Source organism: Anaerococcus sp., assembly GCF_022770135.1.
Taxonomy (GTDB): domain Bacteria; phylum Bacillota; class Clostridia; order Tissierellales; family Peptoniphilaceae; genus Anaerococcus.
The window spans coordinates 1-20,224 of record NZ_JALEIL010000054.1; the positions used below are offsets into that span (position 1 = coordinate 1).

Here is a 20,224-nt window from a genome sequence, read left to right on the forward strand (position 1 = left end):
ACATCTATGGTCACAAAATATATAAAGGCTAAATATAAAGATGTGCCAATATACATGTTGGGTCACTCTATGGGATCTATGACAGCTAGGGTATTTTTACAAGAAAATGATGATTTGATAAATAGACTTATCCTAACTGGAACTCCACCGCCAAATGGATTTTCTAAGTTTGCCTTTTTCTTTGCAAATGTATTTTGTTTTTATATAGGAAGTCATCAAAGATCAAATATAATTAATCATATAGTTGGAACCGGTGATGATTCACTAGACTTTATATCTTATGATGAGAAAAATAGAGTTGATAAATACAATGATCCAATGAGAATCTTTAACTTTACCATCGGTTACACTAAGGTTCTTATAGAAATAAACAAAAAATTATCCCAAAAATCAAAATATAAGATGAAGAACAGAGATCTTACAATATATAACTTAACTGGAAGAGATGATATGATAACAAAAGGCGAAAAGGGAGTAGGTAGATCTCTAAGTCTCTTAAAAGCTTTAGGATATAAAAATATAGCAAATAAAACATATGACAAAATGCGACACGAAATCCTAAATGAAACAAAAAAAGATATGGTTTATGAAGATATTCTAAAAATTTTAGAAGACTAATCGTTAAATATGGGTAAAATAATAGCAAGAACAGGAGGATATTATGACTGAAAAGAAAGAAAAAGATATCAAAAAAGAAGAAAAGAATATAAAAGACGGTGAATATTGCGGAGTTGAAAAGTTTAATGGAAAGAAATTCAACACTTGTACTGGTGAAGAAATAGTAGAAGAAGGATACAAAAATCCTGATAAATAAAATAAATAAGAATAGCCAAAATCTCTCGGTCTAGACTTTTAATGAGTCATAGCCTTGGGATTTTGGCTTTTTATTTTCTAAAAATCCTCTCATTGATTTAAACTTATATTTACGCTATTTACTTTATAGAAAAGCTTAAAGGTGTAAAGTAAATAGGTAGAAAACATGAGGAGGAATTATGAATAATAGAAATAAAGTTGTCTTGATAGGGGATGGTTTCGTAGGTAGCTCCTATGCTTTTTCTCTAGTCAATTCAACTCTTGCAAGCGAGCTTGTAATTATAGATATAAGAAAAGATAAGGAAGTAGCTGATGTAAACGACCTTTTGGATTCGACAGTCCTAACACCATCAGCAACTCTAGTTAGAAGTGGAAGCTACGAGGATTGTAAAGACGCAGACCTTGTAGTACTCGCCTATGGTAATAGCCAGAAAAATCTAGTAAATAGGCTTGATGATATCAAGATTGCAACAGAGATGGTCCTAGACACAATCCCAAAAGTTGTAGAAAATGGCTACGACGGAGTAATCCTTCTTGCAACAAATCCAGTTGATGTTATAGCAAGGGTTGTGGAGGAAGTTTCAGGCTTTTCTCCTGAAAGAATCGTAGGAACTGGAACGAGTCTTGACTCAGCAAGATTTGCCCAATATCTTGCCCTTGAAACAGGCTTTAATGTAGCTGATATCAACGCCTATGTTATAGGAGAGCATGGCAACTCTTCTGTGGCTGTTTGGTCAAATGCCAATATCAATGGAATTGGAATCGGTCAATTTATCGAAAATATAGACGATTCCTACAAGGATAAGGTTGGTGAATTAATCAGAGATAAGGCCTTTAGGATTATCAAGGGCAAGGGTGCGACCCACTTTGGTATAGCTAATTGCCTTCTAGCCTTTACTAGAGCAATCCTTCTTGATGAGAATAGAGTTCTTATGGCTTCAGCTAAGCTTAATGGCGAGTATAAGAACGAGGGCCTCTATACAGGAGTACCTACTGTAATCGGTAGAAATGGGGCGGAAAAGATTCTAGAGATGCCCATAGATAAAAGAGAACAAGACATGTTTGATAAGTCTTGTAGGGACCTTAAGGAAAACTTCTTGCTGGCAGATTTAAAGAAAAATAGATAAGAAGATCAATTAGAATAAACTTAATTAATAATTAAAGCTCCCGATTAGGAAAGCCTAGTCAGGAGCTTATTTTATTCAAAGTCTTTGAGATAGTCGTCCTTGCCTATCATCTCGCTTAGGACGACTTCGTCAGTCTTTTTCATTCCGTATTTTGCAATTCTTGCAACTGTTTCAATCGTTTTGTCTATATTTTCTTTGACTATGCCATCTCCTACTTCAAAGGAATTGTCAGTTTTGGCCTGCATATAAGAAAGGCTCGCATTTCTAAGGCTTGAAGCGATCTTCATAGCACAAGAGGACTTGGCACCGTCACATATTATGCCCGAGTTTACGGCTAGGGCGTTAGTAATCGTATCTTCTATAATCTTCTTATCTTCCTTGTTTAGAAAAGCAATGGAAGCGATGGATGCAGCAGAGGCAGAGACTACTCCACAGTAGGCAGAAAGCTTACCTATTTTGTTTTTGATATATAAGGCAATTAGGTTTGAAAATATAAGGGCCCTGTAGAGTTCATCTTCTGAGAAATCATTGTCTCTGGCATACAGGATTACAGGAACTGATGTGGTAATTCCTTGATTTCCTGATCCTGAATTTATAATAACAGGAAGCTCGCATCCGTTCATCCTAGCATCGGATCCAGCTGCGGCAAAGGCAGCGAGCTTTTCGTAGTAGTTTGACGTGTCATTATTTAGGATGAGTTTTCCTATATTAGCTCCCCAGTTGTTTTTGATTCCTTCCTCTGCGATTTTTTCATTAAAGGAAATTTGCCTATCGAGGATTTCCTTGATATCAGAATAATCACAAGTTTTAGCAAAATCATAAACCCTATCGAAAGAAAAATTTATTTCCTCTTTTTCTGCTTCTTCCTTTTCCTTCTGATAGATTAGTTTGCCGTCCTTTTTTATTTCTATGATATTGGTATGGCTATCTGCTATAGTGACACTTGCTGTAGACTCTTTATTTTCTAGGATGATTTGGATAAAAAGCCCCTCGTGGTCTTTAGCGAGATTTACCCTTACCAGGCCTTCTTCTATAATCTTATCACAGAAATCAAGCTTAGTCTTGTCGACATCTGCTAGGACTTCAAGTTCCCTATTAGGGTCTCCTAAATATATACCAGCAACTACTGATATCTCTATCCCCTTCCTACCCATGGTGGAAGGGACGGTTACAGAGTTGGCGTTTTTTATGATATTGCTAGAAAGATTTGCTGTGATTTTTTTTGGATCAGATCCTAGGACCTCTCTTGCCTTAGCTGATGCGTAAGCGATAGCAATTGGTTCAGTACAACCTGTAGCTGGTATTAGCTCTTCTTTGATTAACTCTTTAAAGTCAGTCATAACTAGGCCCTTTCCCCCTTTGGAACCTTACCCAAAAGTCCGGTAACCATTAGGGCGATAGCTCCATCTCCTGTGATGTTACAAGCTGTTCCGAAGGAATCTTGGAGAGCAAAGATTGAAAGGATTAGGGCAGTTCCAGTCGCATCAAATCCAAGAATAGAAGTGATAAGACCTAAAGAGGCCATAACAGTTCCTCCAGGAACTCCAGGTGCTCCTATAGCAAATATTCCAAGAAGGAGGATGAAAAGAATCATATTTCCTGTGCTTGGAAGAGAGCCATAGAGGACTTGGCTTACTATCATTACGAAAAATGTTTCTGTAAGGACTGAACCACAAAGGTGGGTGTTAGAGCAAAGTGAAACAACGAAGTCTCTAATCTTAGGATCTAAGGTCTTGGCTTTTCTTGAACATTGAAGTGAAACTGAAAGTGTTGCAGCTGAAGACATTGTTCCAAGGGCAGTAACATAGGCTGGTGGATAGTATTTTAATACTTCCATAGGATTGGTCTTAGAAAATATTCCGCCTAAGGCATAAAGTAGGAATAACCAAATATAGTGGCCTAAAATTACAATAACTATGACCTTGAGAAATACTGGGAATTGGCTTAGGATTACTCCTTCATAGGAAAGTTCTGCGAAGGTTGTAGCTATATAGAAAGGTAATACTTTAATGATTACTCTATTTACAATCTCAAGAACCATATTGTTGAACTCTCTTAAAAGATTTGCCCAAGTTTCAGATTTGGTCCAAATTACAGCAAGACCGAATAGAATTGCAGTGACAAGAGCTGTCATTACAGGCATGATGGAAGGGATATCCATTTGGAATAAAATCTCAGGGATCTTCTTTCCAGCTTCTGTTGCACTTACTATGTTAAGGTGAGGGATAATGACAGTTCCGGCAACAAAGGAGAATAGTGCTGCTCCCACTGATGAAAGATAGCAAATAATTAAGGTTAGGGATAAGACCTTACCCGCACTTTCGTTTAAGGATACTATAGCTGGGGTAATAAAGGCAAGGATTATGATAGGTACTATGTAGTTGATTAGATTGCTCAAAATATTTTTGATTGTAGAAATCACCTGTATTGCACCTTCGTTTGCAATATCACCTAGGAAAATTCCTATAGCAATGGCTATAATTAGCTTAAAAAGTAAGCTGTTAAGAAATGATTTTTTGACTTTTGCGTCTGACATAAAGACCTCCTAATAAATATATTTATAAGTAAATTATAAGCTATAGGAAATTTTCGGTCAAGAAAAAGTTTTCACAAGATAAGCCTATTTGTAAGGGAATCAAGGGGAAATATTATTCTCCTTTCTTGGAAAATATTTAATAAAGCTATAAAAAGATTATGATTTTATGGTATACTTTTCTATAAGATAAGAAGAAAGTAGGAGGGAAGATGGAAAATAATTTTTCTAATAAAAGTGTCGTCTTAAGAAATGTCACAAAGTCTTATGATGATGAACTAGTTTTAAAAACGGTAGATCTTGAGCTTGAGAAGGGGAAGTTTTACACACTTTTGGGCCCATCAGGTTGCGGAAAGACTACAATACTAAATATAATAGCAGGCTTTGTCGAGCAAACTAGTGGGGATGTATTTATAAATGGGGAGGATGTAAGTAATACTCCAGCCAACAAGAGAAAGGTAAATACAGTTTTCCAGAATTATTCTCTCTTTCCTCATATGAATGTCTACGATAATGTTGCCTTCGGCTTAAATATAAAGAAGATGGATAAGAAACTGATCAAAGAAGAGGTCAAAAAGGCCCTCGATATGGTAAATCTTTCTGGCTTTGAGAAAAGAAAAATCTCCCAAATGTCAGGAGGGCAAAGACAGAGAGTTGCTATAGCTCGTGCTATAGTTAATCGACCAGACGTTTTGCTTTTGGATGAGCCTTTGTCAGCCCTTGATATGAAGCTTAGAAAGTCCATGCAAGTCCTCCTATCAAATATCCAATGGGAGCTTGGTATTACCTTTGTCTTTGTAACTCACGATCAGGAAGAGGCCCTAGCCCTATCTGATGAGATTTTCGTAATGGATAAGGGAGAAATCGTCCAATCGGGTTCGCCTACAGACATCTACGATGAGCCAATCAATAGATATGTTGCGGAATTTATCGGAGAGAGCAATATCCTAAGTGCCGTGATGAAAGATGACTATCTAGTAGAGTTTTCCAACAAGGACTTTGCCTGCGAGGATGCAGGAATTCCTAAGGGAGAGAAGGTAGAAGTAGTTATAAGACCCGAGGATATCAATGTCTCAAAGGATGAGGATGCTGATATTAAGATGAGTGTGGACAATGTCTTGTTTAGGGGAGTCTTCAATGAGCTAATTTGCTTTGACGAAGATGACTTTAGGTGGAAGATCCATACTACCAAGAGATTTGAAGAAGGTGATGTTGTGGGAATTTCCATAGATCCTAGCGATATCCATGTAATGAGATTTAACGAATCAGAAGATGACTTCGATAAGAGAATCGAGAAATATGCCATAGGAGATGACGATGAATAAAAAATACAGAGCCCTATCAAGCCTATATTATTTGTGGATCGCACTTTTTATAATTGCTCCTATCGCCATGCTCTTATATCAATCATTTTTTGATATTTATGGCAACTTTACCTTTGACAACTACCTTGCCTATTTTACTTCAGGAAATTATATCAAAATGACCCTAAATTCATTCTTGACGGCATTTTTGATAACTATAACGACCTTGATTTTGGCCTATCCCTTTGCATATTTTCTGACTAATTCAAAAAACAAGGAGTTTTTCCTCCTTTTGGTTACCCTTCCGACTTGGATTAATCTTTTGCTAAAGGCCTATGCCTTTATCGGACTTTTGAGCAAAAACGGACCCATTGCCCAGATATTTTCTCTAGTAAGCGAGGGGCTTTTGTTCACCAACCCGGCCTTTGTTTTGGTAGCTTCTTATGTAGAGCTTCCCTTTATGATTCTTCCAATCTTTAGGTCCCTTGATTCGATTCCAAACGAGTATCTAATTGCAAGTGAGGACTTGGGGGCAAGCAGGTGGCAGACTTTTAGGAAAATTATCCTACCCCTTTCTATGGATGGAGTAATAGCTGGAAGCCAGGCCGTATTTATTCCATCCCTATCCCTCTTTCTAATTACGAGAATTATAGGAGGAAATAAGATTATAACCCTGGGAACTGCGGTTGAGGAGCATTATCTGGTTACCCAAAACTGGGGCATGGGAGCAACTATCGGCCTTGTCCTAATCGTGCTTATGTTTGTAGTAATGAGTGGCCTAAATGCTAGAAAGGATAAAAATTAATGAAGAAAAAATTTAAAAATTCAGATTTATATTTAATATTTATCTTTATCCTCCTGTATCTGCCCATAGCCTATCTCATATTCTTTTCCTTCAATAGTGGGAATAATATGAATTCTTTCCTAGGCTTTTCCCTGGACCATTACAGGGAAGTCTTTCATGATACTAGGCTCTGGACAATTGTAATAAATACTATAGTATTGGGGCTTCTATCAAGTCTTATTGCAACTATTATCGGGACCATTGGAGCAATAGCCATATATTATCTTAGAAGTGAGAGGATTAGAAAAAGAGTCCTAAACTTCAACTCAGTCCTTATGGTTATGCCCGATGTTATGATGGGAGCAAGCTTTTTGGTTCTCTTTACCTTCCTTATAAAGATACCAATGGGCTTTATGACAGTTTTACTCTCCCACATAGCCTTCTCAATTCCTATTGTAGTTCTTATGGTTTTGCCAAGGCTTTATAGCCTAAATCCTTCTATGATTCTTGCGGCAGAAGATTTGGGTGCAAGTGATATAACAATCCTTAATAAAATCATCCTACCAAATATTACAAGTGGGGTTTTGACTGGATTTTTCATGGCCTTGACCTACTCCTTGGATGACTTTGCAGTTACATTTTTCGTAACAGGATCTGGCTTTACGACCCTTTCTGTTGAGATTTACTCTAGAGTTAGGACGGGGATTTCCCTTGAGATAAATGCCCTATCGACCTTGATGTTTCTCGCATCTCTCTTATTGGTAGTGATTTATTATTTTATCAGCCAAAGGGAGATGAAGATTATGGAAAGGAGGAAAGTTGATGAATAAGGTATACAAATTTTTCCTAGCATGTATTGTGGGAATTTTCCTCCTTCTAGGTCTTAAGTCGATACTTCTCGGAGAAAAGGAAACGACAGGGGCGAATACCTTTTACTTATACAATTGGGGAGATTATATAGATCCTGATCTTTTGGATAAGTTTGAGGAAGAAACTGGCTTTAATGTAGTGATGGAAACTTTCGATTCAAATGAGGCCATGATTACCAAGATTAAACAAGAATCAACCGACTTTGATATTTGTATTCCTAGCGAATATGCAGTTGAGATGATGAGAGATCAGGGGCTTATAGAAAAGCTAGATCACTCGAAGATAAAGGGCCTTTCCAATATCGATGAGAGATTTCTAGATAGGGAATATGACCCTGGAAATGAATATTCCATTCCATATCTTTGGGGAACATTTGGTATTTTGTATAATACTAAGAAATATGAGGAATCGGACTTTGAATCTTGGAAGAACTTGTGGGATCCAAAGTTTAAGGGAGAAATCCTAAGCTTCGATGGAGCTCGTGAGACTTTAGGGATAGGACTACTTGCAAATAACTTAAGCCTAAATACTGAAGATCCAGCTAAGCTTACAGAAATAAGGGATGAGCTAATAGGCTTTATGGGAAATGTTAAGGCCATCCTTGCTGACGAGATAAGGATGTATATGGCCCTAGAAGAGGCCAATGTCGGCATAACATTTTCAGGAGATGCTTCAAACGCCATCGAATCTAACGACAATCTTTCCTATGTTATACCAAAGGAGGGATCTAATATTTGGTTTGATAATATGGTTATCCCTAAAACTAGCAAGAACAAAGAGGCTGCCTATGCCTTTATCAACTTCATGCTAGAGCCAGAAAATGCAGCCCAAAATGCAGACTATATTTGGTATGCGACCCCAAACAAGAAGGCTATGGATTTAATAGATCCTGAGGCTCGATGCGATAAGACTCTTTATCCAGACGATGAAATTATAAATAAACTAGAAGTCTTCAAGGCCCTAGATAAGGAAAGCACTATTTTATATAATGATCTTTTCCTAGACCTTAAGATTTCACCACAGGCAGAGTGATAATATGAAAAAGAAACTAAGAATATTTCCCCTAATCTTTCTTATAATCACAAGTCTTGTAGCTTGTAATATGGCAGAAAATTCAAAAGACGATGCCCTAAACAAGAAAGACTTTGAAAGAAGGATTAAGAAGGACGATGTAAGAAACAAAAGGTATCCAGAAATTGATGCCTATATTGAAAAAAACAAAAAACAAAAAGACGAAGAGAAGGAAGAAACAAAGGAAGCCAAGCTCCTCTTTGGTGGAGATATAATTCCTCATATGCCAATCAATGACTACGCCTTAAACTACGGCGAAGGAGACTATGATTACTCGAGATCCTTTGAAGATATCAAGGATTTTGCCAAAGACTATGATTTCTTCATGCTAAATAACGAATTTAGTGTAAATGGAGACTACGAAGTATCGGGCTATCCTTTGTTTAACTCTAACGAAAATATCTATGAGGCTATTAAAAATAGTGGAGTAGATCTTATGACAACAGCCAACAACCACTGTCTCGATACAGGAGTTGAGGGACTAACTAGCACGATTCAAGCTATCAAAAAACATGGCATAGACTATGTTGGAACAAGTGAGTCTTCCTACAGACCTTATGTTATAAAAGAAGTAAATGGAATAAAGATAGGAGTTCTTTCATATACTGAAATCCTAAATGGCAACGACTATCTCCTAGACAGCAAAGAGAAAGAAGATATGGTAAATACCCTTTCTCCTCATCAAGTAAAAACTGATATTGAAAAACTTAAGAAGAAAGATGTTGACCTTATAGTAGTCTATCCTCACTGGGGAGAAGAGTACTCATCTTATCCAAGAGAAGATCAAATAGAGCTTGCCCACGATATGGTTGACTGGGGAGCAGACCTAGTTATAGGAAACCACCCTCACGTAATCCAGCCTCAAGAAGTCTACGAGAGTAAGGATGGCAGGAGTGGATTAATCTATTACTCTTTAGGAAATCTTCTCTCGAACCAAAAGGCTGAAGCCTTCGAGGGAGACTACAGGGTTGAGCAGGGTCTCCTTGTCGAGTGTAATATTGAAAAAAAGCCAGGAGATAAGGCTAGGATTAAATCCTTTAAGTCCCATACAACTATAGTAGATAGGTCCTTTGACGAGTATGGCTACCTAGATAAGACTTATGTTGCTACAAGATACCTTGATGACGATGATTTGATGGCAACTCTTGATTACGGTACTCAAGATTTAATTAGACTAGGATATGATATGAACCTTGAGACCTTGTATAGGGAAATTGAAGAGTAAATATTTTTAGAAGGGCCTAAATATATATATTTAGGCTTTTTCTAATTATTTCTTACCCAAGCAAACTTTACTTAAGACCCTATCCTTGATATAATCATTACATGAGGCTATCCACCTCAAATTGAGAAGACCCCATATTTGGGTGTCAAAAGGAGAGATTATGTTAAAATTTGAAGAATATATGCCCTTTGCAACAGCAAAAGCAGCTAAGATAATGAACGATGCCTTTAACAATGTCGTTTTAAAGTACGGACTTACTAGAAGCCAGTGCATTGCGATGTATTATATAAATTCGGCCGGGTCGACTAACCAAAAAGATTTGGCCAAGCAGATGAACATTAGAGAGTCCACTATGACAGGCCTCCTAGACAGGATGGAAAGGGACGGTTTAATCGAACGCAAGCCAGATAAAGAAGACATGAGAAGAAAATCAATAAGCCTTTCAAAAAAGGGAGTAGAGGAGCTTGATAATATTTCTCATGTTAGTGAAGAATTTATCAAGGAAGCTACTGATAAGATTGACGACGAGTCTATAGGAATCTTCAACAAAGTCCTAGACAAAATGGTTGAATCCGTTTTGGAATGGCAAGATAATAAAATCAAATCAATAGAATAATATTGTCATATCAGTGATTCTGGTATGGCTTTTTTATTTTGGGTAAGAGTTATAGGAGGTGATAATGTGATAGATTTAAATATAGATGGTGCCTATGATATAAGAAGCGTGAAGGGAGGAGATGTGAACGAGGCCTTTAAGGTCTACACAGACAAGGGCCCATATTTCCTTCTGCTTCAAAGAGGGGGAGATAATAACTTCTTCCAGGCAGAAATTGCAGGCCTTAAGCTTTTTGAAGAAAACAGAGTAAATGCCCCTAGGGTCTTAGATAGTGGAGTAAGCGATGAGGGGGCCTATCTTCTCCTAGATTATATAGAAGAGGGAAGATGGCTTGACCAAGGAGATCTTGCTAGAGAGCTTAAGATGGTCCACCAAATATCAAGTCCTACGGGAAAGTTCGGTTTTGACTTTGCCTATCGAGGTTCATCAATTTCTTTTTCCAATGCCTTTAAGGAAACTTGGAGGGAAGTCTTTTTAGAAGAAAGGCTGGATAAGCTCAAAGATAAGCTAAGTGAAGGAAAAATCTGGTCGAGTGAAGACCTAGCTACTTACGAGAAGACTAGGAAAGTGATTGATGCCTATCTTAGAAGACGAGAAAGCGAGCCTGTCCTCCTTCATGGAGACTTGTGGCCAGGCAACGCCATGTTTTCTGTAGAGGGCAAGGCCTATCTTTTTGATCCCGCTCCTCTCTATGGAGATTGGGAGTTTGATATAGGAGTAAGTACAGTGTTTTCAGGCTTTGATGATAATTTCTATAGGACCTATTTAAAGGATGTTAAAAAAGATCCTGAAAGGGCTATGAGATTAGAGTTCTATAGGCTTTACCTCCTTATGGTTCATTTACACAAATTTGGGAATATGTATAGGTCTTCAGTAGATTTATCAATGGAGAAAATTTTATCGAAAAGTTCGGACAAGTAGGATTTTAAGATTTACTTTAAAAATGTTTTTGATAATCAGCTGGCTTTGCTAGCTTGAGGCTAAATAAATAGTAGAAATCCCTTATTTCGACTGGGTAAATATCCATTGATTTGGATATTTGCCCCTCTGACTAGTGCGAAGCACGGAAGAGTTACTAAGTAACGAGTCAGAGTACGTAGTGAGTGGAGAAATCTAATGAGGTCTCTCCATGCGTTCGTTTCACTCACACTAAAACCCAATATCGGATATAACCTTTGGTTTTAGGGTTAAATGTGCCATTTAAGGCACATTTAACTAGTCGAGACAAGGGTAAGTTAAAAATAAAAAATTTAATTAAACCTACTTTGTCTACAGTCTGCAGCTGGCTTTGCCAGCTTTTTTGTGTCCTCATATAAAAGACAAATTATATAAAGAAGTATAATGAAAGGAAGAGGATTTTGAAGGAGGGCTTATGAAGATAGATGATGTAGTCGACCTAATAGACGGCTTGCTCAAAGACTTACAGAGATTAGATAAGAAATCTAAGAAAAAAAATTATAAGAGAAAGCTAGGCAAGGTAGAATTTAATTTTAATATTGAAGATAAGAAAGAAGAAAGACCTAGGAATATCTCATATGAGGATTCAGATGATTACTTGGGCTTTTGGTCAGAATATAAGGATCTTTTTCATAAACTAACCTATACGAGAGAAGAGATGAAACTTATAAGTCAGGTAAGTCGTAGGGCTAACCAAGTTTGGACCCATAAAGCTTCAAGAGACCTCCTTGTAGAAGCCTATCTCACTATAGTAAAGAAAGCTCTAGATGAAGACAGTCTCGATACAGGAAAAATCAGAAAATACATAAGTCCCTACACTCTTTCTAAATCTATTCTAGAAGCCCTCCTTCTAGTTACAGAGGAAAAGTTCAGGGAAGATTTTTGGATTTATGCTAAAATAGATTCCAGTAAGCAGGTAGAAGTTTTAGAAAAAAATGACTCCATGGATTTGCTTGAATATTTCCTAAGAGAGCTAGATTTTTTCTATGAAAATATAAAAGAGTCGAGAAAAGAAGAAATTTTCGAAGACTACCTCATAGCAAATCCAGCAAAGATAAAGGACTGGACTAGCTATATCCTAGAAGCTGATCTAAGTAAGCAAATTAGTTTCGTCGAAAGCCACAAGGACCTAGTTGATATAGAAAAACTTTCTAGAAATCTAACTAGGTCAGACTTTCCTCCGACTAAGGCCCTTGGCTTTTATTATTTGTTTAAGTACGGAAAGATTCAAAACAAAGATAAAAATAAGCTTTTAGATTTTATTCATGAAGAAAACTATGATCGTTTTATTAAACTTGTAGATACGAGAGAGATGTCGATTGAGCTTATAGATGAAATCCTAAAACTCGATAAGAAACCTAAAAAGAGGATCCAAATCGATAAGTCAAAACTTGCTGATTCGAGGAAGGACTTGGATGAAACAGTAAGTATAGTTGAAGACTTTTTATCCGACAGTGACGCTTTATCTTATGAAGAAGTTCCTAGAGAAGATATAATTACAGAAGATGATAGAAAAGTGAACCAAGAAAATAAAGTAAATGAGGGTCTTTCTATTAGCGAAACTAGCAAAACCTTTCTTCAATTAATCCTCGAAAAAGGATCGGTTGGGGAAGATGAGGCTAGTGAAATCGCTCTAGAAGAGGGGAAAATCCTCAATTCCTTTATAGGAGATATAAATGATGAATTGTTTGATTATATAGATGATCAGACTTTGATAAATGAAGATGGGAAGGTAAGTATAGATTCTTTCTATGTAGAAATGATTAAGGAGATTATAGATGGCAAAGATTAATCCTAAACAAGCACAAGTTATAATCAAATCCCTAGAGGCAGGGATTGTACCCAATATGGGCATAGAGCACCTCCTTGTAGGAAGGCGTGCTGAAGTAGAAGAGATAATTGGAGTCCTTGATGAAGTAAGCAAAGGCGGAAGTGACCTTAGGTTTTGGGTAGGCGACTTCGGTTCAGGTAAGTCCTTTATGCTTGCTACAATAGAACAGCTCGCCTTATCCAAAAACTTCGTTACATCTACCATAGACCTCGCTCCACAGAGGAGGTTTTACGCAACAGATAAGAAGGCTCAGGCCCTTTATAGGGAGATTGCTGATAATATCAAGACCAAGACTAAAAGGAGCGGAAATGTCCTAGGAGAGATTGTAGAAGAGTGGATTATGAAAATCTTCACAGAGCTTTCTAGTGAGAATCTTTGGGAAATGAAAGACTTAATCAAGGGAGAATACAAAAAGGACGTTGAAGAAAAAATCCTCGATGCAATAGATGCCTTTGACTCGGTGGGTCTTTCCTATGAGATGGGCCAGGCTATTGTAAAATACTACGAAGGCCTTGTAGGTAATGATAGGGACCTTAAGACTAAGGCTATTCGCTGGCTTAGGGGAGATATTTCTACAAAGACAGAGGCCAAAAGAGAGCTTGGTATAGGAGAGATTATCAATGATGACAATTACTTCGAGGCTATCAAAAATCTCTCCGAACTTTTCCATTCAATTGGATTTTCTGGCTTTGTGATTAATTTCGATGAGGCAGTCAATCTCTATAAGCTTGCCCAATCCGTAACTCGCGAGAGAAATTATGAGAGGATCTTAAATATCTATAACGAGGCCAAAAGCGGGAAAGCCAAGAATCTTTTCATAAACTTTGGAGCAACGAGGGCAACAGTCTTTGATGAGTCGAGGGGGATGAGCTCCTACGGGGCCCTTGCTGGAAGGCTTGGAAGCATTGATGATAAAGACTTAAAGCTTATTAATACCAAAAAGACCGCCCTCATCCTTAAGCCCCTCACAGAAGAAGAGATATTTACTCTCCTTGAAAATCTCCTAAATATTTATAATATCAACTACAAGGAAGAAATCCACATGGATAAGGAGACTATCATAAGATACATGGAAGGCCAGCTCAATAGGCCGGGAGCCAAGGAGTTTCTTACGCCTAGGGCAGTAATCAAGGACTTTCTTGAAATCCTAGACCTTAAAAGACAGAATCCTGATATAAGTATAGATCAAATCTTAGCAAGTAAATTTCAAAATTTATCAAGTCCTGTCGAAAAAGATCCCCAAGATCACGACGACGATATCTTTATCCTATGACAGATCCATATTTACTATTATCAAGGCCTATGAGGGAGTTTGTCTACAAGAATAAGTGGCCAAGTCTAACTAAGATTCAAAAAGCTTCTATCAAAGAGTTTTATGAAAGCGAAGACAATCTCATCCTTATCGCTCCGACAGCATCCGGTAAGACTGAGGCAGCCTTCCTTCCAGCCATAGCAAGAGCAAATGACTTCGATAAGGGTCTTAGGATTCTTTATATATCTCCTCTTATAGCCTTGATTAATGATCAGTTTAAGAGAGTCTTTGACTTGTGTGATGAGATTGGAGTAAGTGTAACTAGCTGGCACGGAGAAGCTAATCAGACTAGAAAAGAAAAATTATTGGAAAATCCTTCGGGAATCTGCCTTATTACTCCAGAATCGCTCGAGGCTATTTTTGTAAACAAAAGCTTTGAAGCGAGGAATTTATTTAAAGGAATAGATTATATAATAGTCGATGAGATCCATAGCTTTCTTACTGGAAATAGGGGATGCCAGCTTAGAAGTCTCCTTAAGAGAATCCTTGCCTACACCGACAAGAATCCTAGATTTATTGGACTTTCTGCAACAGCAGGAGACTTAAACTACGATATTTGTAAGGGATTTTTTAAGAATAATAGAGAGACTAAATTAATCGTAGACTCCTCCAAAAATGAGCTAGAAGCTACGATTTCTTACAATGAGGAAAATAACATAAGCGATAAATCAATAGAGCAAATTCTATCCTTTGCAAGCGATGGATCCATGCTAGCCTTCCCAAATTCAAGAAAGCTTGTCGAAGAGCTTGCTGTTAAGCTTAAGAGAAAAGTAAGAGAAGAGAAACTAAGGACCCAAATCTTCTCCCACCATTCTTCTGTTAGTAAGAATAAAAGAAAGGAAATAGAGGACTTCGCCAAAAATAGTAAGGGAGAGAATTTTATAATATGTGCTACATCAACCCTGGAGCTAGGAATCGATATAGGAAGTGTCCACTCGATTTGCCAGTATGGACCTACATTTTCTGTCCTATCCCTTGCCCAAAGACTGGGAAGGTCAGGTAGAAAGACTGGAAAGTCAATCCTTCATCAAATAGCTACAAATCCTTGGGACCTAGTCCAGTCCCTTGCAACAATTATTCTCTTTAAGGAAGGAAGGCTTGATAAAATCAATCCTATAGAGAAAGCTTACGATGTATTTGCTCACCAAATCCTATCGACTCTTTTGGAAAATAATGGCTTGAGTATCGAAGACTATGAAATTCTAGATAAGAAGTTAGATTTTGGCATAGACCATGAAGAATTTATAGAACTTACTGAGCACATGGTAGAAAAAGGATATATCGAAAGACTGGAAAATGAGTATATAGGAGGGCTAGAGTGTGAAAAGCTCCTTAAGATGGGATCTTTCTACAACCAATTTATAAGCAAGGATAATTTTCATGTTTTTAATGAAAAAGGAAAAATTGGCGAGATAGAAAAATCAATCGACCTAAAGAAGGGAGATGGAATCTATCTGGGAGGACTCATCTGGGAAGTTCAATCGATTAGCCTAAGGGCTAAAAAAATCACTGTAACTAAGGCAGAAGAGGGGAAGGCTCCCGACTTTGGATCTTCCAACCAAGAAGATATATCTGATGAGCTTAGAAGAAAAATGGAAGAGATTGTTGGAGAAAGAGAAAAATATTCCTTCAATGAAAAAATCAATGGAGTAATCGATAGCTTGAATATTTCTCCTGACAATGAAGGTTTTTATCTCATTAATGATAAGGATGGACAGGGTCTTAGGACCTTCCGTGGAACTAGGCTTAATAGGACGATTAGCCTTATGTTAAATATTAGGTCTAGCCTTTCTACTTACAAGCTTATAGATTCTTCATCGACCATTAGAGGAAAAAATATTAGAAAAACACTTAATGAAATTAGGAAAAATCCAGTTGGAGTGAGTGAAATCCAAACTTATCTAGAAAGTAATCCTAAGCTTGTCGGAGCCTATCTTTTGGGAAATAAGTATATGGACCTTGTAAGTGAAAAACTTAAGATTAAATACATCATGAAAAACCTCCTTGACCTTGAGGGAGCCTATGATTATTTGAAGATTGAAGGATAAACTTATATTTGGGTAAGATATTAGTAGATACTAAGAGGAAGGTTGTAAAATGCAAATTACTGATAAGTTTGAGATAAATAAGACTAATAAGCTTATGGATTTTTCTATAAGGCATAAGGAAATTCCAATAAAATTAAGCCCCGACCTTGATGAGGCCATAAAGATGCTCTTGTGGTATGTACCAAATATCACATCCGAGCAGGCCAAGGCAAATCCCCTTCTACTAAATCCAGAATATGACGATTATATTTTCAAGGATATTATGGCTTCTATGAAATTAGAAGATAGGGATGTGCTTTTTACAGAAGAGATTGGGGAGAATCTCGCTAATAAATTTAGGGGAAAGCTAAGCGTAGATGAGCAAAAGCTGGTAATGACCCTGGCAGATGATAGCGAAACCAAGACTATGGCCCTCCTCCGCCATATAAGAAACGCCATAGCCCACGGGAATTTCAATGTGATAAATGATCTTGTTATAGGCTTTGATATCAAAAGATATGGGGAAAGAACAGAGTATAGGGCAGTTTTTAAGATAAATCCGACCAATCTCTTGAAGGCCCTAAGAAAAATCAACCTAGACTTTACTACGGAGGAGTTCATAGCCAAGGCCTTTAGGAAATCTGGCTACAGGGTAGAGCCCTTCCAGGAAGAGTTTGAGAGAAGTCATAGATTTGATCTCTATGCTAAAAAGGATGACAAGCGCTTTGCAATTGAGATTAGAAATTATGATTTTGAAAAGAAATTAAGGGAAGACTTTATCAAGGAGATGATAGGAAAAATTTCCGGCATAGATACGAGGCTTAGGCCAATTCTTATTATAAATTCATCCTATCTTACAGAAAAAAGTAAGGATGATTTGATCGAAAATGAAGTCATAATTCTCGATATCAAAAATATAAAGAAGATGCAAAAGGGCAGGGATATGGTCGGAGAAATCCTAAGAGAGCAGGAAATTTACAAAAATTGTAGGTAATTTGATAAATTTGGGTATATATATAAGACAAGCATGAGAGATGCTTATTAATTCTGAAGAATTAGTGTATATCATTTGATATCATAAGGAGGAAAAATGACAGAAAAGAATAATAGAAGAGCTAATAGGGCTGTATATGAACAAGAAACAAGTCCTATTCAAGCTGGTAAAAACCTATCTTGGGGCTCAATTTTCGCAGGAGCTGTAAGTGCAGCAGCAGTATTTACTGTTCTAAGCCTACTAACAGCAGCACTAGGATTTGGCCTATTTGCACCAACAAGCGCAAACCCAATGGCAGGAGTTGGAGTTGGAACAGGTATTTGGACAATCATTACCCTAATCATCGCATTCTGCGCAGGAGGATTTGTTGCAGGATATTCTGCAAGATCAACAGGTCTTCTTCACGGAGCTATTACTTGGGCAGTAACAATTTTATTACTAATAACATTAGTATTTAATGCAGTAGCATCAGCCCTTGGTATGGCAGGAAATGTAATAGGTTCTGTTGCTGGTACTGCAGGAGATGCAGTAGGTAATGTTGCAGGATCTGTTTCAAATGTTGCAGGAGATGCAGCAAGCAAGGCACTTGAAAGTGCAGGAGCTAAGATTTCAGATGTTGACACAGAAGAACTTAAAGGAAATCTTGAACAATATTTATCAGATACAGAAGTTGCTGAACTTCAACCAGAATATCTAGAAGGACAACTTCAAGAATCTAGAGATGAAATCACAGCTGCAGTTAAGGATTTAGCCCTTAACCCAGAAAACAAAGATCAAATCATAAAAAATTTAACAGATTCATTATCTGAAAGAGCAAAAACAATAGCAGATTCTGCTGATAAGGAAGCGATTGACAATGCAATAGCACAAAACACAGACCTTACAGAAGAAGAAGCTAGTGAAGTTTCTGAAAACATCTACAATGGCTTACAAGAAGCTTCAGAAGAAGCTGAAAAGACAATTAACAATGCAAGTGAAGAAATCAACAAGCTTTCAGACGAAGCAAGTGATAAAGTTGACGAAACTGTAGAAGGAGCTAAAAAGGGAGCAGAAGATGCTTCTAACAAGGCATCCGCAGGATCAGTACTTGTATTTGTAGGACTTGTTCTTGCCCTAGTAGTATCAGCTTACGCTGGTAGACTTGGCGAAAATAAAGCCAAAGAATTCGTTAGAAAATAAAAAGAAAATAATTTCTTAAGCCTTTAGGATGGCCTAGGGGCTTTTTCTATGATTAAAATTATTTTATTATTAAAATATTTCTCTACAAGCTATAATAAAATTTCTTATTAATTAAAAAATTAGGAAAGTGGAATATTAAATTTTATGGAAATTTCCTAGAAAAAATCCCTCAGATGACATCTCTTGAACTGAGAATCTCTAAGGGATTTATTTATTTTACTATATCCATCATTGCCTTGTCTGGATTTTCACTATTTATTCTCTGATCATATTCTAATACCTTATCTTCACTTGCCTTAATTTCAGTGTTTATGGCAATGATAAGGCCTGAATGGTCTAAGAGAAGAAAATCAGGAGATAAGAGTTCTATCTTATCGTTAGGAGTTTTCTCCGAACTTAGGGCGTTTTTAACTGTATAGGCTCCGTTTTCTTTAAGAATTGCTGCAAATCTTATCGCTTGATTTGCTGTATTCTCATTAGTTAGGACGTATATTTTTCTTTTCTTGAAATCATCCTTTTTCTTAAGCTTAAGCTCGATTTGATCGTAGTAGAGATAATCATCTAGGTCAAAGTTATTTACTTCCTTGTTGTACTTGGCTGCGAGATTTTTGACCTTACCTGTCGTATAGGGACTTTTATCATTTGCTTTTATGTCGGTGAGCTTATTTTCAAAAAGACTTCCCCTATAAAAGAATATATTACTCTCCTCATAGTCCTTGTCCAAAAAGTATGTTACAAACTCATTTACATAGGATGAGTCTATTGATGTGTTATTGGATAGGTCAAAGACTATTGATTCTATAGATCCCTTTTGAAGCTTTTCTGCAATTAAATCAAGATCAGCATCTAACTTCTTTGAAGTAAAGTCAGGAAGTCTAACAATTAGGGTCGTCTCCTTAGGATTATCTGTAATCATATCCCTATTGATGTTTTCCTTGTTGATCATCCTCTTGTACCTATCGACAGCTTGGTCATTGCCAAGGACTTTGACTATATTTGTATCTTTATTGTTTTTGTAAAAGTTAAAGAGATTGTTGTAAGTATCCTTGTCTACAATGAAGGTCTTGGGATCTTCTAGGATTGAAAGGCTCTCTTTTATAATATCAAAGTATTCCTGGTCTGTCTTTGAGTTTTTGACTTTTTTTCTTAAACCATCATGGGACTTAGCGAATTGATCGAATTTATCTCTGTTAGCCTTACTTACAGGGTAGTTTCTTATTATAGCTTCATAGAGCTTATCAAAATCAGCGAGCTTTTCGGCGCTGGTTAGACTTCTGCCATCGGTTTTTCCTACGAAGATATTTTCTGTAAGTCCTTCTAGAACCTCGTCCCTAAAGCTAGGATAGCCTGGGGACTTGTAGGAGTTAAACTTTCCAAAGATCAAGCTTCCTAGAGCAAAAACTAGGGCAAGGAGGATTATAACAAGTATCCTTCTTCTTCTGATAATCTTCTTCCTACGAAGTCTTTGTTTTCTTGTAAGTGGTCTTCTTCGCCCATCTTTTCTCGTACTTTTTACTATTCTGATTTCGCTTTTTTTCTTGCGTCTATCAGATCTTTTCTTATTGTTTCTCATAATTCACC

At 37.1% G+C, this 20,224-nt stretch carries 18 protein-coding genes; 15 read left to right on the forward strand and 3 right to left on the reverse strand.

Going from position 1 to position 20,224, the window contains the following annotated elements; all coding sequences use genetic code 11:
• From MRZ08_RS02235 to MRZ08_RS02245, 3 genes are all read left to right on the forward strand, one after another.
• A partial coding sequence (locus MRZ08_RS02235; RefSeq protein WP_297378795.1) for an alpha/beta fold hydrolase occupies positions 1-618 on the forward strand: 618 nt, incomplete at its 5' end.
• Positions 619-661: 43 nt separating this feature from the next.
• Positions 662-814, forward strand: a complete 153-nt coding sequence (locus MRZ08_RS02240; protein ID WP_015778156.1) for a hypothetical protein — start codon at positions 662-664, stop codon at positions 812-814.
• 178 nt (positions 815-992) lie between these two features.
• Positions 993-1,940 (forward strand): L-lactate dehydrogenase, encoded by a 948-nt coding sequence (locus MRZ08_RS02245; RefSeq protein WP_297378799.1) that lies wholly within the window; start codon positions 993-995, stop codon positions 1,938-1,940.
• A 71-nt stretch (positions 1,941-2,011) separates the two neighbouring features.
• On the opposite strand, the gene MRZ08_RS02250 is transcribed toward MRZ08_RS02245, so the two are convergent.
• Together MRZ08_RS02250 and MRZ08_RS02255 are read right to left on the reverse strand one after the other, a co-directional pair.
• Complete coding sequence (locus tag MRZ08_RS02250; RefSeq protein WP_297378801.1) at positions 2,012-3,280, reverse strand: L-serine ammonia-lyase, iron-sulfur-dependent, subunit alpha; 1,269 nt, start codon at positions 3,278-3,280, stop codon at positions 2,012-2,014.
• A gap of 2 nt (positions 3,281-3,282) precedes the next feature.
• The gene (locus MRZ08_RS02255) at positions 3,283-4,476 is read right to left on the reverse strand and encodes a dicarboxylate/amino acid:cation symporter (RefSeq protein WP_297378802.1); all 1,194 of its coding nucleotides are present in this window, start codon (positions 4,474-4,476) and stop codon (positions 3,283-3,285) included.
• Between the two features lie 209 nt (positions 4,477-4,685).
• On the opposite strand from MRZ08_RS02255, the gene MRZ08_RS02260 reads away from it, so the two are divergent.
• From MRZ08_RS02260 to MRZ08_RS02315, 12 genes are all read left to right on the forward strand, one after another.
• Positions 4,686-5,798, forward strand: a complete 1,113-nt coding sequence (locus tag MRZ08_RS02260; protein ID WP_297378804.1) for an ABC transporter ATP-binding protein — start codon at positions 4,686-4,688, stop codon at positions 5,796-5,798.
• Positions 5,791-6,582 (forward strand): ABC transporter permease, encoded by a 792-nt coding sequence (locus tag MRZ08_RS02265; RefSeq protein WP_297378806.1) that lies wholly within the window; start codon positions 5,791-5,793, stop codon positions 6,580-6,582. The genes MRZ08_RS02260 and MRZ08_RS02265 overlap by 8 nt, the downstream gene beginning before the upstream one ends.
• Complete coding sequence (locus MRZ08_RS02270) at positions 6,582-7,391, forward strand: ABC transporter permease (RefSeq protein ID WP_297378808.1); 810 nt, start codon at positions 6,582-6,584, stop codon at positions 7,389-7,391. The genes MRZ08_RS02265 and MRZ08_RS02270 overlap by 1 nt, the downstream gene beginning before the upstream one ends.
• Positions 7,384-8,463, forward strand: coding sequence for a spermidine/putrescine ABC transporter substrate-binding protein (locus MRZ08_RS02275; RefSeq protein ID WP_297378810.1), 1,080 nt, complete (start codon positions 7,384-7,386; stop codon positions 8,461-8,463). Before MRZ08_RS02270 ends, MRZ08_RS02275 begins: the two co-directional genes overlap by 8 nt.
• A 4-nt stretch (positions 8,464-8,467) precedes the next feature.
• Positions 8,468-9,727, forward strand: coding sequence for a CapA family protein (locus MRZ08_RS02280; protein WP_297378812.1), 1,260 nt, complete (start codon positions 8,468-8,470; stop codon positions 9,725-9,727).
• A 160-nt stretch (positions 9,728-9,887) separates the two neighbouring features.
• The gene (locus tag MRZ08_RS02285) at positions 9,888-10,343 is read left to right on the forward strand and encodes a MarR family transcriptional regulator (RefSeq protein ID WP_297378814.1); all 456 of its coding nucleotides are present in this window, start codon (positions 9,888-9,890) and stop codon (positions 10,341-10,343) included.
• A 66-nt stretch (positions 10,344-10,409) separates the two neighbouring features.
• Positions 10,410-11,264: a fructosamine kinase family protein gene (locus MRZ08_RS02290; protein ID WP_297378816.1), complete on the forward strand. Its 855-nt coding sequence runs from the start codon at positions 10,410-10,412 to the stop codon at positions 11,262-11,264.
• A gap of 451 nt (positions 11,265-11,715) precedes the next feature.
• Positions 11,716-13,092, forward strand: coding sequence for a tellurite resistance TerB C-terminal domain-containing protein (locus tag MRZ08_RS02295; RefSeq protein ID WP_297378818.1), 1,377 nt, complete (start codon positions 11,716-11,718; stop codon positions 13,090-13,092).
• Positions 13,079-14,404 carry an ATP-binding protein gene (locus MRZ08_RS02300; protein ID WP_297378820.1) on the forward strand — a complete coding sequence of 442 codons (1,326 nt, stop codon included), beginning with the start codon at positions 13,079-13,081 and terminating at the stop codon, positions 14,402-14,404. Before MRZ08_RS02295 ends, MRZ08_RS02300 begins: the two co-directional genes overlap by 14 nt.
• On the forward strand, positions 14,401-16,491 hold the full coding sequence (locus MRZ08_RS02305; RefSeq protein ID WP_297378821.1) for a DEAD/DEAH box helicase: 2,091 nt from the start codon (positions 14,401-14,403) through the stop codon (positions 16,489-16,491). The genes MRZ08_RS02300 and MRZ08_RS02305 overlap by 4 nt, the downstream gene beginning before the upstream one ends.
• 49 nt (positions 16,492-16,540) lie before the next feature.
• Positions 16,541-17,464: a restriction endonuclease gene (locus tag MRZ08_RS02310; protein WP_297378823.1), complete on the forward strand. Its 924-nt coding sequence runs from the start codon at positions 16,541-16,543 to the stop codon at positions 17,462-17,464.
• Positions 17,465-17,560: 96 nt separating this feature from the next.
• Entirely contained in the window at positions 17,561-18,643 is a 1,083-nt protein-coding gene (locus tag MRZ08_RS02315; RefSeq protein ID WP_297378825.1) for a hypothetical protein, read from the forward strand.
• 211 nt (positions 18,644-18,854) lie between these two features.
• Here MRZ08_RS02315 and MRZ08_RS02320 read toward each other — a convergent pair whose 3' ends face one another.
• Complete coding sequence (locus MRZ08_RS02320) at positions 18,855-20,216, reverse strand: S41 family peptidase (RefSeq protein WP_297378826.1); 1,362 nt, start codon at positions 20,214-20,216, stop codon at positions 18,855-18,857.
• Between the last annotated feature and the right edge of the window lie 8 nt (positions 20,217-20,224).

Bases quoted from the DNA above. Each gene is read 5' to 3' on its own strand.
- MRZ08_RS02320 (WP_297378826.1), bottom strand. From the start codon at position 20,216: ATGAGAAACAATAAGAAAAGATCTGATAGACGCAAGAAAAAAAGCGAA.
- MRZ08_RS02300 (WP_297378820.1), top strand. From the start codon at position 13,079: ATGGCAAAGATTAATCCTAAACAAGCACAAGTTATAATCAAATCCCTA.
- MRZ08_RS02260 (WP_297378804.1), top strand. From the start codon at position 4,686: ATGGAAAATAATTTTTCTAATAAAAGTGTCGTCTTAAGAAATGTCACA.
- MRZ08_RS02270 (WP_297378808.1), top strand. From the start codon at position 6,582: ATGAAGAAAAAATTTAAAAATTCAGATTTATATTTAATATTTATCTTT.
- MRZ08_RS02275 (WP_297378810.1), top strand. From the start codon at position 7,384: ATGAATAAGGTATACAAATTTTTCCTAGCATGTATTGTGGGAATTTTC.
- MRZ08_RS02295 (WP_297378818.1), top strand. From the start codon at position 11,716: ATGAAGATAGATGATGTAGTCGACCTAATAGACGGCTTGCTCAAAGAC.
- MRZ08_RS02280 (WP_297378812.1), top strand. From the start codon at position 8,468: ATGAAAAAGAAACTAAGAATATTTCCCCTAATCTTTCTTATAATCACA.
- MRZ08_RS02305 (WP_297378821.1), top strand. From the start codon at position 14,401: ATGACAGATCCATATTTACTATTATCAAGGCCTATGAGGGAGTTTGTC.
- MRZ08_RS02285 (WP_297378814.1), top strand. From the start codon at position 9,888: ATGTTAAAATTTGAAGAATATATGCCCTTTGCAACAGCAAAAGCAGCT.
- MRZ08_RS02255 (WP_297378802.1), bottom strand. From the start codon at position 4,476: ATGTCAGACGCAAAAGTCAAAAAATCATTTCTTAACAGCTTACTTTTT.
- MRZ08_RS02310 (WP_297378823.1), top strand. From the start codon at position 16,541: ATGCAAATTACTGATAAGTTTGAGATAAATAAGACTAATAAGCTTATG.
- MRZ08_RS02265 (WP_297378806.1), top strand. From the start codon at position 5,791: ATGAATAAAAAATACAGAGCCCTATCAAGCCTATATTATTTGTGGATC.
- MRZ08_RS02250 (WP_297378801.1), bottom strand. From the start codon at position 3,280: ATGACTGACTTTAAAGAGTTAATCAAAGAAGAGCTAATACCAGCTACA.
- MRZ08_RS02315 (WP_297378825.1), top strand. From the start codon at position 17,561: ATGACAGAAAAGAATAATAGAAGAGCTAATAGGGCTGTATATGAACAA.
- MRZ08_RS02240 (WP_015778156.1), top strand. From the start codon at position 662: ATGACTGAAAAGAAAGAAAAAGATATCAAAAAAGAAGAAAAGAATATA.
- MRZ08_RS02245 (WP_297378799.1), top strand. From the start codon at position 993: ATGAATAATAGAAATAAAGTTGTCTTGATAGGGGATGGTTTCGTAGGT.